We start from the raw sequence: 14,995 nt of genomic DNA on the forward strand, positions 1-14,995 counted from the left end.
CTACCTGTTGCCGCATGTGCTGCCGGAGCTGAAAAAACACTACCCTTCCCTCCAGCTCGAGCTGCGCGACGCGGTCACCGCCTCGCGCAGCTCGAGCTGGAGGGAAGGGTAGTGTTTTTTCAGCTCCGGCAGCACATGCGGCAACAGGTAGGGCGCGACGGTCGGGATGATGCCCAGCCGGAAGCGTCCTTCCATGCTCGGGCGGCCGCGCCGGGCAGTCGTCTCGACGTCACGTATGTCGGCCAGAATGCGTTCGATACGCGGCTGCAGGGCAAGCGCCTCGTCGGTCATGCGCACCGTCTTGCCACCGCGCTCGAACAACAGGCAGTTCAGCCGCTCTTCCATCTCGGCGATCTGCGCGGAAAGCGCCGGTTGGCTGACGCCGGCAAGCTTCGCGGCGCGGCCGAAATGCAGCGTCTGCGCCAGCGCGTCGAAATATTGCATCTGTCGGACAGTGAGGCCAATCATAAGAAAATCCTATCAAATGAAACAGGAAAGGCAATTTGTCTTTATCGGCCGGCCGGCCTAGTCTGGAATCATTCCAGGTTGGCGCGGCCAATGGCTGCCCCTGGGAAATTCCGGGAAAATCAACCTCGGCAAAATTCAACCACGGCAAAACCTCGGCAGAATCGGGAGACCCAAGATGGACGCGAAAACCGACGACAACAGCGCTGGCAAATGCCCGGTGGCGCATGGATCCGCACGGACCAACCGCGACTGGTGGCCGAACCAGCTCGACCTTTCCGTTCTCCACCAGCAGTCGAACCTGTCGGACCCGATGGACGAAGACTTCGACTACGCCAAGGAGTTCGCGACCCTCGACCTCGATGCGGTGATCGCAGACCTGCACAAGGTCATGACGGATTCGCAGGATTGGTGGCCGGCCGACTTCGGCCATTACGGGCCGCTCTTCATCCGCATGGCCTGGCACAGCGCCGGCACCTATCGCATCGGCGACGGCCGCGGCGGCGCCGGTGCTGGTCAGCAGCGTTTCGCGCCGCTGAACAGCTGGCCGGACAACGCCAACCTCGACAAGGCGCGCCGGCTGCTGTGGCCGGTCAAGCAGAAATACGGCCGTAAGATCTCCTGGGCCGACCTTCTGATCCTCACCGGCAACGTCGCGCTGGAATCGATGGGCTTCAAGACCTTCGGCTTCGCCGGCGGCCGCGCCGATGTCTGGGACCCGGAGCAGGATGTGGACTGGGGCTCCGAAGCGAAGTGGCTCGGCGACGAGCGCTATTCGGGCGATCGTGAGCTTCGCGGCCATCTCGGCGCCGTGCAGATGGGCCTCATCTACGTCAACCCGGAAGGCCCGAACGGAAAGCCGGATCCGGTCGCGGCGGCTCGCGACATCCGCGAGACCTTCGGCCGCATGGCGATGAACGACGAAGAAACCGTGGCGCTGATCGCCGGCGGCCACACCTTCGGCAAGACCCATGGCGCCGGCGATGCCTCGCTGGTGGGCGCCGAGCCGGAAGGCGCCGGCATCGAGGCGCAGGGCCTCGGCTGGTCGAGCAAATATGCCTCCGGCATCGCCGGCGACGCCATCACCTCGGGTCTCGAGGTCACCTGGACGACGACGCCGACCAAGTGGAGCAACAATTTCTTCGACAACCTCTTCAACTACGAATGGGAGCTGACGAAGAGCCCGGCCGGCGCCCATCAGTGGACGCCGAAGGGCGGCGCCGGCGCGGGCACGGTTCCGGACGCGCACAATCCCTCCAAGCGCCACGCGCCGGCCATGCTCACCACCGACCTCGCGCTGCGTTTCGACCCGGCCTATGAAAAGATCTCGCGCCGCTTCCATGAGCATCCGGCTGAGTTCGCCGATGCCTTCGCTCGCGGCTGGTTCAAGCTCACCCACCGCGACATGGGTCCGGTCGTGCGTTATCTCGGCCCGCTCGTGCCGAAGGAAGAGCTGATCTGGCAGGATCCGATCCCCGCCATCGACCACGAGCTGGTGAGCGAAGCCGACATTGCATCGCTCAAGGCCAAGATCCTGGCCTACGGCCTCTCGGTCTCCGAGCTGGTCTCGACCGCCTGGGCCTCGGCCTCGACCTTCCGCGGCTCGGACAAGCGCGGCGGCGCCAATGGCGGCCGCATCCGTCTGGCGCCGCAGAAAGACTGGGAAGTCAACGAGCCGGCTCAGCTCGCCAAGGTGCTTGCCAAGCTGGAAGCCATCCAGAAGGAGTTCAACGCGGCCCAGACCGGCGACAAGAAGGTCTCGATTGCCGATCTCATCGTGCTTGGCGGCGCCGCCGCGGTTGAAAAGGCGGCGAAGGACGGCGGCACTGAGGTGAAGGTGCCCTTCACCCCGGGCCGTATGGACGCTTCTCAGGAGCAGACAGACGTCCACTCCTTCGCGGCCCTGGAGCCCAAAGTCGACGGCTTCCGCAATTACAGCAGAGGCAGGCTGCCGATGTCGGTCGAGGCGATGCTGGTCGACCGCGCCCAGCTGCTGACGCTGACGGCGCCGGAATTGACTGTGCTGGTCGGCGGCCTGCGCGTCCTCGGCGCCAATGCCGGCGGTTCCAAGCACGGTGTTTTCACCGACAGGCCGGGCCAGCTCACCAACGACTTCTTCGTCAACCTGCTCTCGATGGCGACCGTCTGGGATCCGGCGGCCGGCTCCGAGCCGGGTTCCGATGAAGTCTACGAAGCGCGTGACCGCAAGACCAGAGAAGTGAAGTGGACCGGCACCCGCGCCGACCTGATCTTCGGCTCGCACGCGCAGCTGCGCGCGCTCTCCGAGGTCTATGGTTCAAGCGACGCCAAGGCGAAATTCGTCAAGGACTTCGTCAAGGCATGGACCAAGGTGATGAACGCCGACCGCTTCGACATCGCGAAGTAAGGTCGTACCTCTCAAGCAAAAAAGGCGCGGGTCATGCCCGCGCCTTTTTTGCGTTTCTCCGGAGCTGTCAGTCTTTTTCGAAGATGCCGGCCTTGGCGACGACGCCGGCAATCGCTCCGCCGATCAGCGGCGCGGCGATGAACAGCCAGAGCTGGCTGAGCGCGGCACCCCCCGAAAACAACGCCGGGCCGATCGAGCGCGCCGGGTTGAGCGACGTGCCGGTAACCGGGATGATGGCGAAATGCAGCCCGGCCAGCGTCAGGCCGATCACCAGGCCGGCAAAGGCGGTGGTGTGCTTGGCGTTGGTGACGCCGAGGATCACCGTGACGAAGGTGAAGGTGCCGATCAGCTCCCACAGCAAGGCCGAGCTCATGCCCCATTTCGCCTCGTCCCAGCCATTGGCGCCGAAGCCGCCGGTGTGGCCGCCGGCCTGGCCGGAAACGATGATCCACAGCGCCAGCGAGGCGATGATGGCGCCGATGATCTGCGCGATCCAGTAGGGAACGACGTCCTTGGCCGGCATCCGCCCTGCCAGGAACACGCCGAGCGTCACCGCCGGATTGAGATGCGCGCCCGAGATCGGGCCAATCGCATAGGCCGCGGCGATCAGGCCGATGCCGAACGCCAGGCCGATGCCTTCCTGTCCGAGCGGCAGCGCGCCGCCGAAACCGCCCGTGACCACGGAAGCCGTGCCGATGAACACCAACAAAAACGTGCCGAGAACTTCTGCCAGATAAGTCTTCATTGCCCTCTCCTCATTGGATCCGTCGAAACCACGTTTCCCGCGTCGCGAATCACTGGCGAAGAGTATTCCTGCCGGAAACACTTGGAAAGCTGAGAGATTAAGCCGGCAGGCTTGCTTGTGTATGTCAGGTAAGTACATTAGAGATCTTTCATATTCTGGTTGATTGTTCTTGTTTTTTCCGTAGCGCCGCTTGCGATCGAAAGACCGTTTGGGGAAATTGCGTCGCGCTGAAACCCTGTTTCACCGGCAAGCCGAATAGAATTGTTTCAATCCTGGCCTGAAAGGCTTTAAGAGCGGCTGGAACCGATTTGCAGGAGCTACGGAAAACGGGATGCGATTGGGCGGAAGGCTGGCGGCGGCCATAGACGTTCTCGAAGACATCGGCCGGCGCCACCGGCCGGTGGCCGACGCTTTGCGCGACTGGGGCCTCTCGCATCGCTTCGCCGGCGGCGGCGATCGCGCCGCGATCGGCAACATCGTCTATGACGCGCTGCGCCGCAAACGCTCGGCCGGCTGGCTGTTCGACGAGGACACGCCGCGCGCCATCGGCTTCGGCGCGCTTCTCTTGGAGTGGGGGCAAACGGCGCAGTCGCTCAACGAAGCGCTGAACGGTGACAAGTTCGCGCCGCCGCTGCTCAGCGCCGCCGAATTGAAGGCAGCCGCCGAGCGCAGGCTTGCCGATGCGCCCGATGCCGTGCGAGCGGATGTCCCGGACTGGTGCGCGCCTTTGCTCGAGCAAGCCTATGGCGACGCCTGGGTCGAGGAAGGCGCTGCGCTCGCCCGGCGTCCGCCGCTGGACCTCAGGACCAACACACTCCAGGCCGATCGGGCCAAGGTGCTGGCCGAGCTGCAGGGCACCGGCGCGGCACCCGCGGCGATCGCGCCGCACGGCATCCGTATCCCGCCCATCGATGGCGACGGCAGACATCCGAACGTGCAGGCCGAGCCCGCTTTCCAGAAAGGCTGGTTCGAAGTGCAGGACGAGGGCTCGCAGCTCGCCGCGGCGCTCGCGGGCGCCGAGCCCGGCATGCAGGTGCTAGATTATTGCGCCGGCGCCGGCGGCAAGACGCTGGCACTGTCGGCCGAGATGGACAACAAAGGCCAGCTCTTCGCCTATGACGCTGAGAAGGTGCGGCTGGCGCCGATCTTCGAGCGCATCCGCCGTTCGCACAACCGCAACATCCAGGTCGTCAGCAAGCCGGCGGAGCTTGCGCCTCTTTCAGGTCATATGGACCTCGTGCTGATCGACGCGCCCTGCACCGGCAGCGGCACCTGGCGTCGCCGCCCGGACGCCAAATGGCGACTGACCGAGCGGCAGCTTGATGCCCGCAAGGCAGAGCAGCAGGCGATCCTCGACACGGCCCAGGCCTTCGTCAGGCCGGGCGGTCTGCTGGTCTACATCACCTGCTCGGTGTTCGACGCCGAAAACGGCGAGCAGGTCGCGGCGTTCCGCGAACGCCATGCAGGCTTTGCGCCGGTCGATCATCGCCAGCTCTGGGAGGGCCGCTTCCCCGGCCATGAAGGCGCCGCGCGCATTGCCGGCAACGGTGGTATCTCGCTGTCGCCGGCGCTGAGTGGCACCGACGGGTTTTATTTCCACGCCTTGCGCAGGGGGGCCTGAGAGCCGCGCGATTTTGCTGCGCTGCAACATAAAAGATTGCCTGTGCTGCCTGCCTCTGCAATAAGCTTCGCCAGCAAAACGTGAGGCGGAGACCATGGCAGCCAAGATCGTACCCGCTCCCGACTTCGAGGAACGCGTCAGGACGTCCTTTGCCCGGCAGAAAGCCATGGCCACCATCGGCGCGGAGCTGACGCTGGTAACGCCCGGCATCATCGAAATCGAGATGCCTTACTCGGCTTCGCTCACCCAGCAGCACGGTTTCCTGCATGCCGGCGTCATTTCCACCGCGCTGGACTCGGCCTGCGGCTACGCGGCCTTTTCGCTGATGCCCGAAAATTCCGGCGTGCTGACCATCGAGTTCAAGGTGAACCTTTTGGCGCCGGGCAGGGGCGAGCGCTTCCTGTTCCGCGGCTCCGTGACGAAGCCCGGCCGCACCATCATCGTCGCCGACGGCCAGGCCTACGCTTTTGCCGCCGACGGCGAGGCCAAGCTGATTGCCACGATGACTGGCACGATGATGACAGTGGTCGGCCGCGACGGAATCGAGGGATGAGAAGCGGTCCGCGCAGCGGACGAAAAGCCCCCAAATGGGCTTTCGAGCGAGCCATAGCAAAGGGCCGGCAGACGGCGTTGCCGCTTTCCTTTTCGTAGTGGTAACAAACAGGGGTGGAGCCGCCATGACCGTCGAAATGTCGGAAAAATCCGTTCTCTTCGTGATGGCGGTGGAGGCCGAATACGGCCCGCACCTGAAAAACCTGTTCACGCCGCTGATGACTGGTGTCGGTCCGGTCGAGGCTGCTGTGCGGCTGAGCGCCGAACTCGCGGCGTTGAAGGCCGAAGGAGCGCTCCCGGACCTGATCGTCTCGCTGGGCTCGGCCGGCAGCCGCGAGCTGGAACAGACCGAAATCTACCAGGCCGTGTCGGTGAGCTATCGCGACATGGACGCTTCGCCGCTTGGCTTCGAGAAGGGGGCGACGCCTTTCCTCGACCTGCCGGTGACGGTGCCGCTGCCTTTCGTCGTCCCGGGCATCAAGACAGCCTCGCTCTCTACCGGCGGCGCGATCGTCTCCGGCGCCGCTTATGACGCCATCGATGCCGACATGGTCGACATGGAGACCTTCGCCTGCCTGCGCGCCTGCCAGCTCTTCGGCGTGCCGCTGATTGGGCTGCGCGGCATTTCCGACGGCGCGGCCGATCTCAGGCACGTCAACGACTGGACGGAGTATCTGCACGTCATCGACGAGAAGCTCGCCGCGGCCATTGGGCTACTTGAGCAGGCGATCGAATCCGGCGCGATCCGGCTGGCATAGGCGCAAAAGGACGGAAGGCCGCAGCGCTGAGCCCATTGCGCCGACTCGTTTCTTTCTCTAAAGGCTCGCCATGACGACAGCCAATCATCCCGACACCGTTCTGCCCAACACTGTCCTGATCATCGATTTCGGCAGCCAGTTCACGCAGCTCATCGCCCGCCGCATCCGCGAGGCCGGCGTCTTTTCCGAGATCGTGCCGTTCCAATCGGCCGAAGCGGCCTTCAAGCGCATCAATCCCAAAGCGGTGATCCTGTCGGGCGGTCCGGCCTCGACCACCGACATCGGCAGCCCGCGCGCGCCGCAGATCGTCTTCGACGCCGGCGTGCCGGTGCTCGGCATCTGTTACGGCCAGATGGCGCTCTGCGTGCAGATGGGCGGCGTCGCCGAAAGCTCCAATCACCGCGAATTCGGCCGCGCCTTCGTCGAGATCGAGAAGGAGAGCCCGCTGTTCGAGGGCCTCTGGGCGCCCGGCCAGCGCCACCAGGTGTGGATGAGCCATGGCGACCGGGTCATCGAATTGCCGCCGGGCTTCAAGGTGCTCGGCAAGTCGGAAAGCTCGCCCTTCGCCATCTTCGGCGATATCGAGCGCAAGATGTACGGCATCATGTTCCATCCGGAAGTGGTGCACACGCCGGACGGCGCGAGGCTCTTGAGAAACTTCGTCCACAACATCGCCGGCATCGAGGGCGACTGGACGATGCGCGCCTATCGCGAGCACGCGGTCGAAACGATCCGCAAGCAGGTCGGCAAGGGCAAGGTGATCTGCGCGCTTTCGGGCGGCGTAGACTCCTCGGTTGCCGCACTTCTGATCCACGAGGCGGTCGGCGATCAACTGACCTGCATCCTCGTCGACCACGGCCTGATGCGCAAGTATGAGGCGCAAAGCGTAGTGGAGATGTTCCGCCAGCACTACAACCTGCCGCTGATCCTGGTCGATGCGTCAGACCGTTTCATCTCGGCGCTGGAAGGCGAGGCCGATCCGGAGAAGAAGCGCAAGACCATCGGCCGCCTGTTCATCGAGGTATTCGAGGAAGAGGCGAAGAAGCTCGGCGGCGCCGATTTCCTGGCGCAGGGCACGCTCTATCCCGATGTCATCGAGAGCGTTTCCTTCTCGGGCGGCCCGTCGGTGACGATCAAGTCGCACCACAATGTCGGCGGCCTGCCCGAGCGCATGAACATGAAGCTGGTCGAGCCGCTGCGCGAACTGTTCAAGGACGAGGTGAGGGCGCTGGGCAAGGAGCTCGGCCTGCCCGAAAGCTTCATCGGCCGCCATCCCTTCCCAGGCCCCGGCCTTGCCATACGCTGCCCGGGCGGCATCACCCGCGAGAAGCTGGAGATCCTGCGCGAGGCCGACGCCATCTATCTCGACGAGATCCGCAAGGCCGGCCTCTACGACGCCATCTGGCAGGCCTTCGCCGTGCTGCTGCCGGTGCAGACAGTCGGCGTCATGGGCGACGGCCGCACCTATGAATTCGTCTGCGCGCTGCGCGCCGTGACCTCGGTCGACGGCATGACGGCCGACTTCTACCACTACGACATGAACTTCCTCGGCGCCGCCGCCACCCGCATCATCAATGAGGTCAAGGGCATCAACCGCGTCGTCTACGACGTGACCTCGAAGCCGCCAGGCACCATCGAGTGGGAATGATTCAGACCCACTCCAACGTCGCCGGAAATACGCCAAACTGCGACGTAACGTACTGAAAACAAAAATAAATCCTTTCGGGGGCAATCGGCGACAATCGGTACGCAGAGATTGGCTTTGACGGACCGCTTGACGGACCTTCCACATATTGCCCACCCGAATTTTTCTAAGTACCGTCAGAGCCGATGAGGCTTATGACGGTACTTTTTTGTGCCTTAAGGCATTGAAGAAAAAAGGAAATTTTCTGTCACGGAGTCTCGAAATTGTACTGACGGTACTTTTTAGGAGGCAATAGGGATGCTGACGGATGCCGCCCTTAAGGCACTGAAATCAAGAGAGAAAATCTACAAGATTGCTGACCGTGACGGCATGTATGTCCGGGTGATGCCCAGTGGGGCGATCTCGTTTCGGCTCGATTACAGGCTCAACGGTCGTCGGGAGACGGTCTATCTGGGCAAGTATGGGGCGCGACGGCATCTCGCTTGCCCTGGCCCGGGAGAAGTGTCTCGACGCGAAGCGCGCTATCGCCGAAGGACGATCTCCGGCGATTGAGAAGCAGCGCGAGAAACGCCGCCTGAAAGAGGCTAAGAGTTTTGGCGAGTTCGGAGAAAAGTGGCTCACCGCGGCGCCGATGGCAGACAGTACACGTGCCATGCGACGCTCCATCTTCGAACGGGAGCTTCTTCCGGTCTGGCGCAATCGCCTCCTGACGGAGATCACTCCGGACGATCTAAGAGCCCACTGTGGAAGCATCGTCGAACGTGGTGCTCCGGCGACCGCCATCCACGTGCGAGACATCCTGAAGCAGATTTACGGCTTTGCGATCCTGCATGGGGAGAAAGTGGCCAACCCAGCCGATGACGTAGGGCCCGCATCGATTGCTACGTTCGTGCCAAAGGACCGCTCGCTCTCGCCGTCGGAAATTCGCGTGATGCTAAAACAGATCGAGCATGTTGCCACACTTCCCACGATCCGTCTGGGAATGCGACTTTACCTGCTCACGATGGTGCGTAAGAGCGAGCTGCAGGACGCGGTCTGGGATGAGGTCGACTTCGAGAATGCGGTCTGGACGATCCCGAAGGAACGGATGAAGCGCTCCAAGGCGCATAACGTGTACCTGTCGCGCCAGGCGCTCGACATAATGATCGCCCTGAAGACCTGTGCGGGAAATTCCAGATACCTTCTTCCGTCGCGCTACGATGCGGATGCCCCGATGTCGCGCGCCACCTTCAACCGGGTCACTTACGCTGTCGTCGAGCGCGCGAAGTCCGAAGGGTTGCCTCTGGAGCCGTTCACGGTCCATGACCTGCGACAAACCGGCTCGACGCTGTTGAATGAACTTGGCTTCAATAGCGACTGGATCGAGAAGTGCCTAGCGCATGAGGACGGACGTTCATCTCGGGGCGTCTACAACAAGGCCGAGTATGAAGTGCAACGCCGCCCCATGATGCAGGAGTGGTCGGATACCGTGGAACGCGTGGGTCGATGGAAAGAAGTGGATCCCGACGCTTATCCCGCCTTCGATGCCGCTCCTGGGGCCTGATCCCTCTCTCTGACCGGTCGGGTTCGACGCTGCTTCAGGTCCGGTTTGGGAGCGCGCAGAATTGGTTTTGAGCGGCGCGCTGCAAGCCATGCTTGAATCTCGCTCAAGTCCCAAACCACACATCTTGGGGTCAAAGCGAAGCGTCGCGGAAACTCGCCCCGCTGTTCCATTTCATAAATAGTGCTGTCGGCAAGCGGCACCATTTCTCGGAGTTGATGCCTCCTAATCGTACGGCGCAGTACTTGTTCATTTGATCGGACCATCTTCTACTCCTTAGTGGCGAGCTGAAATTGAAGACGACTGCGTTCGATAGGAAAAGAGCTTCGGGCTCGGCGTCGTATCACGGGCGGGGTTAGACCGGTGAAAGGGACAGGTCTAACGTTCCACAACCTACGTAGCACGCGAGTGGTTGCTGTGCCTCCCAGGGGGCCAGTCTGCTCATGCTGCTTCGTCTGCAAGCGCCGAAGCATCTCGATGATGTAAAGCTTGATGCCCAAATCTGTCTGGGCGGGTAGCAAGCCGGAGCACATTACATGCCGCTGGTATCAACTGTAATCCCCGCTTAGAGACGGAATTGCTTTGCATGAGCCTGATCTTAACGTAGCCATGATTGCCCACTTTGAGGCGAGTCCCTCCGGGCCCACCATTATCGTTATTTATCAACGTTTTATAGGGTGGTTCGCCACGAGGTTCGCCAATAGGTTCGCCAAGCATCGGCTTGCGCGTCACGAGACGCACGACTCGATCCATCCCTTGGACTGCCAGCCGTACCTGCGATGCCTCGCGCGAATAGAGTTCTGCATGATCGATGTCGTCGTGACCGAGCACGTCCATGAGCTGCCTGGTCGAAGCCTCTGCCTCCGCCAGATAAACACCTAGAGACTTCCTTAAGCCATGGAGGGTCAGGCCCTTCGGCATGCCGGCAAGCTTGCACCAATGCGCCATCATTCCAGTCAGCGACTTGGCGGAGAAAGGCTCTCCATAGCCGTTGACCAGGACAGTCTCGCCGCGCCTGTCGGCCGCATCCAGGATCTCAGACAGCATCGGTGTGATCGGCACGAAGAGCCGTTTGCCACCAGTTCGTCCCTTGTTCTTGGCTTGAACGATATCAAACCCATCGAAGTGACGCTCGATGCCATCGATGAACACACGACGAGTGACTCTCTGATCCCAGCGCAGGCCCGCGACGTCGCCGCGGCGGTTGCCGAGCCAAAGCGCCAAGCCGTAACAGGTGCGTGCCGCCGTGCCGAGCTGCCAACGGTTTTCGAATTGCGTCATCGCCTCGCGCGGCCATGCTTTCCAGCCGGCATAGGCAGGCCGCCATTCGACGGCCGCTGTGGGGTCGATTTCAATCCAATCTTGCCGAAGTGCGACATAGACCAGCTTGCGTATGCCGACTAATAGGTGTTTGGCCTTGTGGGGCGTGGCGATGAAGCGGCCTAGAAGCTCTTCAACATGGATGCGTCTAAGATTCTTAACCGGTACGTTCCGCCAGATGAGCGGGTGATCAGGGACCACCCGCAGTTCTAGAAACTCTTCGATCAGCCGCATGTTCTTGCGCTTGCTGGCATCGTCGAGAGCCAGCCACTTGACCGAAATCTTCAACCGTTGAAAGGCGGCTCCAAACGTGCCGGGCAGGGCAGCTCCGGGCATTTGGACGACAGGGGCCTTGGGGACTTTCCGGCCCTCGACCGCTGCTTGGTAGGCATCCTTGAAACCGGGTTGGTTAGGCGCCGGCAGACTGACAACACGCTCCTTCGTCCGATAGCGCCAGCGAAGTTTTCCGTGACGATCGGTGTAGGAGGAGAGGCCAGGATATTTGTCGGTCATGACAGAACGAATCTATTCCCTGCGATGATTCCCTTGCAACAGAAAGTCGACGATATTCTCTTCATCGTCTCCAGGTAATTCGGCAAACGCGGCTTCGAGTTTCAGGCGATCCCAGATCACTCGACTGTCAACCTTCTTCGGCTTTGGCATACGGCCGTCAGCGACCATTTGGTCAAATTTGGTAATGCCCACGCCGACATACCGGGCGGCTTCTTCGCGTGAGAGACCGCGAGGCGGATAGGAGAGGGAGTCGCTTTTCATGAGGTCGCCCCCTGGCATCTTCGCGCGACACAAGTGCGAACTTCCGTGCAGCAATCAGGATTTAGTCTGTGCGAGCGACGATCGAAAGATACGTCCTCGACCTCTTCCGCCAACTGCGGTCAAGGAGTGTGAACGGGATGGTCTGCGGGTCCGTGTGTGACCCACAGAGGTCGATCAAATCTGCTGCCGCCACCGCCGACAGGCGGGGCACCCCCCCTGGACCTCAGATGATCACACCATTACCGTTCCGGCTGTCGGTTAAACTTTCGGGTTGCCCGAACCACGAAGTTCTTAAATTCGCTGCCGTGCGGCCGGTCTAGCGTTGCGGGGTTCCAAGCTAATGCATATGGCTCGGAGAGAGCCATCCAACAATCACACGCCACCACTAGCCTCCCACTCGCAATTTCACTGGCGACAAGCGAGGCCTGTCCCAAGACGAGACCAGCCCCATCAATCGCTGCGTCGATCGCAGTACTCGAGAGTGAGAATGAAATCCCGCAGGACGGCTCGAGTTGCGTCAAACCAAAGCGGATCGCCCAGTCGGACCACGATGGCGGTGACTGATAGGGGTTCTTCCATTCGATTCCAATGAGAGGCCACCTCATAACATCGGCCGGATTTTCAATTGGATGCGCTTCCAAGAATGATGGAGAACACACCGGTGCAACCCGATCAACGAACAAGTCGGTGAAATGCGCGTATTTAAGGCGAGCGGTTCCGTAGGAGATACGGAAATCAACCTGCTCATCCTCGAATACAGGTTCGTGATCATCGCCAAGTAGTCTTACGCTAACGCCGGGCGTTAGGTTTTGCCATTCTCCGAGCAATCTGCGCACCCATCGGATAGCTAGGGACGGCGGCGCGCTCATCACGATCTCGGATTTCAGCCGGGCGCGCTGCAGAACGTCATTTGCCGCACGCAGGTGGTCGAAACCGTCACGCACGCTGCGAAGGTAGATTTGCCCCCACGACGTCAAGGCCAGACTGCGTCCCCTCCTCTCGAAAAGGGCCACCCCGACCTCTTCCTCGAGCCTGCCGATGTGTTGGCTGACCGCTCCCGGCGTCAGGCCGAGATCACGCGCCGCGATTGCGACGCTTCCCGAGCGACCGACGGCCTCGAAGGCCTGCACTCCCCGGAGGCTCGGCAGGCGTAAGCTCATTGTGGCACCCTCCTCTTTTCTTTAGGAAAACTAAATAGAAATGCACGTTTTGGCCAATTGACCCATAACAAGATCTGCATTCCTAATTAATCGGCAAAATGGCGCGCTGACAACGGCAATTGTCCACCTCTTCGATGCGTTAGACCCCAAACCTGGAACGGCATCAGCGAAAGGTTCCCGATGCGAGAATTGCGCGCGCTTGCGCCTGTAGCGGACGCTCCGATGACATCCCCCTCAAAGCTTTCTATCGAACACCTCAGTGTGAAGTTCGGTCAAGTCGTAGCCCTGAACGACGTATCGCTGCAGGTCAACGAGGGCGAATTCGTATCGATTCTCGGCGCGTCGGGCTGCGGCAAGAGCACTCTTTTCAATGCCGTGTCCGGCCTCCTGCGCGCCACCTCCGGCAAGATCAAGCTCGACGGACGCGACGTCAGCAACAGGCCCGGCGAAGTCGGCTACATGCTGCAGAAGGATTTGATGCTGCCTTGGCGGACCGTAAGAGGCAACATCACGCTCGCCGCGTCCTTGACGCGCGGAGCGACCAAGGAAGACCAGGCCGAAGCAGAAAAGCTTGCGACCCGGTACGGCCTTGGTGAATTTCTCAATCACTATCCCCACGCGCTTTCTGGCGGCATGCGCCAGCGCGTGGCCATGATGCGAACCATTGCGGCCGGCCGTCAGGTTATGCTTCTTGACGAGCCGTTCGGCGCACTAGACGCCCAGACACGATTCAGCATGCAGCAGTGGTTGCTGCAGGTCTGGAAGGACCTTGGCCGGACTATCCTATTTGTCACGCACGATGTCGACGAGGCGATCTTTCTTGCCGACCGCATCGTCGTCATGACACCGCGCCCAGGCCGAATCGGGGAGGTCGTGCAGGTCGGCCTGCCAAGGCCGAGATCACTCGAGGACCTCACCACTGAGGCCTTCACGGCTCTAAAGCGCCAGATTATGGCGCGCCTCTATCACGACGAACAGACGGCGGGAGCGGCGAAATGAGAGAACGAATTTCTCGCGGCCTGGCGCCGCTGATCCTCTGGGTCGCGGCATTGATATTGATCGTCGTCGCCTGGCAATTGGTCATCGTCGTTTCCGGCCTGCCGCCATACGTAATTCCTTCCCCGGCACAGGCCTTTGGTACTCTGGCCGAGAAATGGCCGGAACTTAAGATCCTCACCGGCCAGACACTCTACGAAACAGGCATCGGCTATGTCGTCGGCGCGCTGATCGGATTCGTCCTTGCCCTAATCATGGGGCAGATCGGCTTCATCCGTCGGCTTATCATGCCGGCGCTGATAGTCTCGCAGGCGGTGCCGATCGTCGCAGTCGCAGCCCCCCTGGTTATCGTCTTCGGCTTCGGCTTGACGCCCAAGCTGATCATCGTGGCCTGGATCGTCTTCTTTCCCGTCGTAGTCAACGTCCTGGACGGTCTCGCGAGCATCGATCGCGACATGATCAATCTCGCCAGGTTGATGGGAGGAAGCCCTCTGCGTGTGTTCCTCATCGTCAAGCTCCCGGCTTGCGTAGGGCCGTTGTTTTCCGGCCTGAAGATCGGAGCGACCTACGCGGTCACCGGCGCGGTCATCGGCGAATGGACGGCTTCCGCGAACCAAGGGCTCGGCACCTTTCTGCTCAGCTCAAACGCAAGGATGGATACGGCCGGTGTCTATGCCGCAATGCTGCTTCTGACCGCCATCGGTGTCGGCTCATTCCTCATCGTTCTCGGCATGGAGATCGTCGCGACCCCGTGGCGGACACGATCTACCGCCCCCAAGCGGCTCCGCTGATCTCGATCGAATTTAAAAACTAGCACCAGTAACTCTAACAGAAGGGGAATAATAATGAGGTCGACACTCTTTAAGGCCGTTGCGCTGGCAACGGTGGTATTTGCGCCCCAGCTATCGCCAGCCGCGGCTGAAGACCTGACGCCGGTGCGCTTCGTTTTCAACTGGTCCAGCGCCGACCATGCCATTACGCCGGTCGCGGTCGGCATCGAAAAGGGTTTCTACAAGGACGAGGGCCTGAAGGT

General features: G+C 61.6%; 12 protein-coding genes and 3 pseudogenes. 9 read left to right on the forward strand and 6 right to left on the reverse strand.

Annotation, left to right across the window (positions count from 1 at the left end; all coding sequences use genetic code 11):
* Positions 1 to 66 precede the first annotated feature (66 nt).
* Positions 67 to 468 (reverse strand): annotated as a pseudogene (locus EOA27_RS02995) (LysR family transcriptional regulator); the annotation flags it as partial.
* A 175-nt stretch (positions 469 to 643) separates the two neighbouring features.
* Here EOA27_RS02995 and katG point away from each other — a divergent pair.
* Entirely contained in the window at positions 644 to 2,851 is a 2,208-nt protein-coding gene (gene katG / locus EOA27_RS03000) for a catalase/peroxidase HPI (protein ID WP_127255438.1), read from the forward strand.
* A gap of 67 nt (positions 2,852 to 2,918) precedes the next feature.
* On the opposite strand, the gene EOA27_RS03005 is transcribed toward katG, so the two are convergent.
* Positions 2,919 to 3,596 carry an aquaporin gene (locus tag EOA27_RS03005; protein WP_126078866.1) on the reverse strand — a complete coding sequence of 226 codons (678 nt, stop codon included), beginning with the start codon at positions 3,594 to 3,596 and terminating at the stop codon, positions 2,919 to 2,921.
* A 331-nt stretch (positions 3,597 to 3,927) separates the two neighbouring features.
* On the opposite strand from EOA27_RS03005, the gene EOA27_RS03010 reads away from it, so the two are divergent.
* The 5 genes and pseudogenes from EOA27_RS03010 (at position 3,928) to EOA27_RS03030 (ending at position 9,728) form a co-directional block, all read left to right on the forward strand.
* Positions 3,928 to 5,217: an RsmB/NOP family class I SAM-dependent RNA methyltransferase gene (locus EOA27_RS03010; RefSeq protein ID WP_126078865.1), complete on the forward strand. Its 1,290-nt coding sequence runs from the start codon at positions 3,928 to 3,930 to the stop codon at positions 5,215 to 5,217.
* A gap of 94 nt (positions 5,218 to 5,311) precedes the next feature.
* Complete coding sequence (locus EOA27_RS03015; RefSeq protein WP_040997552.1) at positions 5,312 to 5,770, forward strand: PaaI family thioesterase; 459 nt, start codon at positions 5,312 to 5,314, stop codon at positions 5,768 to 5,770.
* 124 nt (positions 5,771 to 5,894) lie between these two features.
* Positions 5,895 to 6,527 carry a 5'-methylthioadenosine/S-adenosylhomocysteine nucleosidase gene (locus tag EOA27_RS03020; protein ID WP_126078864.1) on the forward strand — a complete coding sequence of 211 codons (633 nt, stop codon included), beginning with the start codon at positions 5,895 to 5,897 and terminating at the stop codon, positions 6,525 to 6,527.
* Positions 6,528 to 6,597: 70 nt separating this feature from the next.
* Positions 6,598 to 8,175, forward strand: coding sequence for a glutamine-hydrolyzing GMP synthase (guaA, locus tag EOA27_RS03025; protein ID WP_126078863.1), 1,578 nt, complete (start codon positions 6,598 to 6,600; stop codon positions 8,173 to 8,175).
* Between the two features lie 294 nt (positions 8,176 to 8,469).
* Positions 8,470 to 9,728, forward strand: a pseudogene (locus EOA27_RS03030) (tyrosine-type recombinase/integrase).
* On the opposite strand, the gene EOA27_RS03035 reads toward EOA27_RS03030, so the two are convergent.
* The 4 genes from EOA27_RS03035 to EOA27_RS03050 all read right to left on the reverse strand — a co-directional run bounded on the left by EOA27_RS03035 (position 9,682) and on the right by EOA27_RS03050 (position 12,966).
* On the reverse strand, positions 9,682 to 9,978 hold the full coding sequence (locus EOA27_RS03035; RefSeq protein ID WP_126078862.1) for an AlpA family phage regulatory protein: 297 nt from the start codon (positions 9,976 to 9,978) through the stop codon (positions 9,682 to 9,684). The pseudogene EOA27_RS03030 and the gene EOA27_RS03035 sit on opposite strands and share 47 nt — an antisense overlap.
* A gap of 175 nt (positions 9,979 to 10,153) precedes the next feature.
* Complete coding sequence (locus EOA27_RS03040) at positions 10,154 to 11,545, reverse strand: tyrosine-type recombinase/integrase (RefSeq protein ID WP_245491020.1); 1,392 nt, start codon at positions 11,543 to 11,545, stop codon at positions 10,154 to 10,156.
* Between the two features lie 12 nt (positions 11,546 to 11,557).
* On the reverse strand, positions 11,558 to 11,806 hold the full coding sequence (locus tag EOA27_RS03045) for a hypothetical protein (RefSeq protein ID WP_126079650.1): 249 nt from the start codon (positions 11,804 to 11,806) through the stop codon (positions 11,558 to 11,560).
* A 239-nt stretch (positions 11,807 to 12,045) separates the two neighbouring features.
* The gene (locus tag EOA27_RS03050; protein WP_127255440.1) at positions 12,046 to 12,966 is read right to left on the reverse strand and encodes a LysR substrate-binding domain-containing protein; all 921 of its coding nucleotides are present in this window, start codon (positions 12,964 to 12,966) and stop codon (positions 12,046 to 12,048) included.
* Between the two features lie 222 nt (positions 12,967 to 13,188).
* On the opposite strand from EOA27_RS03050, the gene EOA27_RS03055 reads away from it, so the two are divergent.
* The 3 genes and pseudogenes from EOA27_RS03055 to EOA27_RS03065 all read left to right on the forward strand — a co-directional run.
* Entirely contained in the window at positions 13,189 to 13,965 is a 777-nt protein-coding gene (locus EOA27_RS03055; RefSeq protein WP_126079648.1) for an ABC transporter ATP-binding protein, read from the forward strand.
* Complete coding sequence (locus tag EOA27_RS03060) at positions 13,962 to 14,753, forward strand: ABC transporter permease (RefSeq protein WP_127255442.1); 792 nt, start codon at positions 13,962 to 13,964, stop codon at positions 14,751 to 14,753. Before EOA27_RS03055 ends, EOA27_RS03060 begins: the two co-directional genes overlap by 4 nt.
* Before the next feature lie 54 nt (positions 14,754 to 14,807).
* Positions 14,808 to 14,995 (forward strand): annotated as a pseudogene (locus EOA27_RS03065) (hypothetical protein); the annotation flags it as partial.

Source organism: Mesorhizobium sp. M2A.F.Ca.ET.037.01.1.1 (genome assembly GCF_003998075.1).
In the GTDB taxonomy this organism is placed as follows: domain Bacteria; phylum Pseudomonadota; class Alphaproteobacteria; order Rhizobiales; family Rhizobiaceae; genus Mesorhizobium.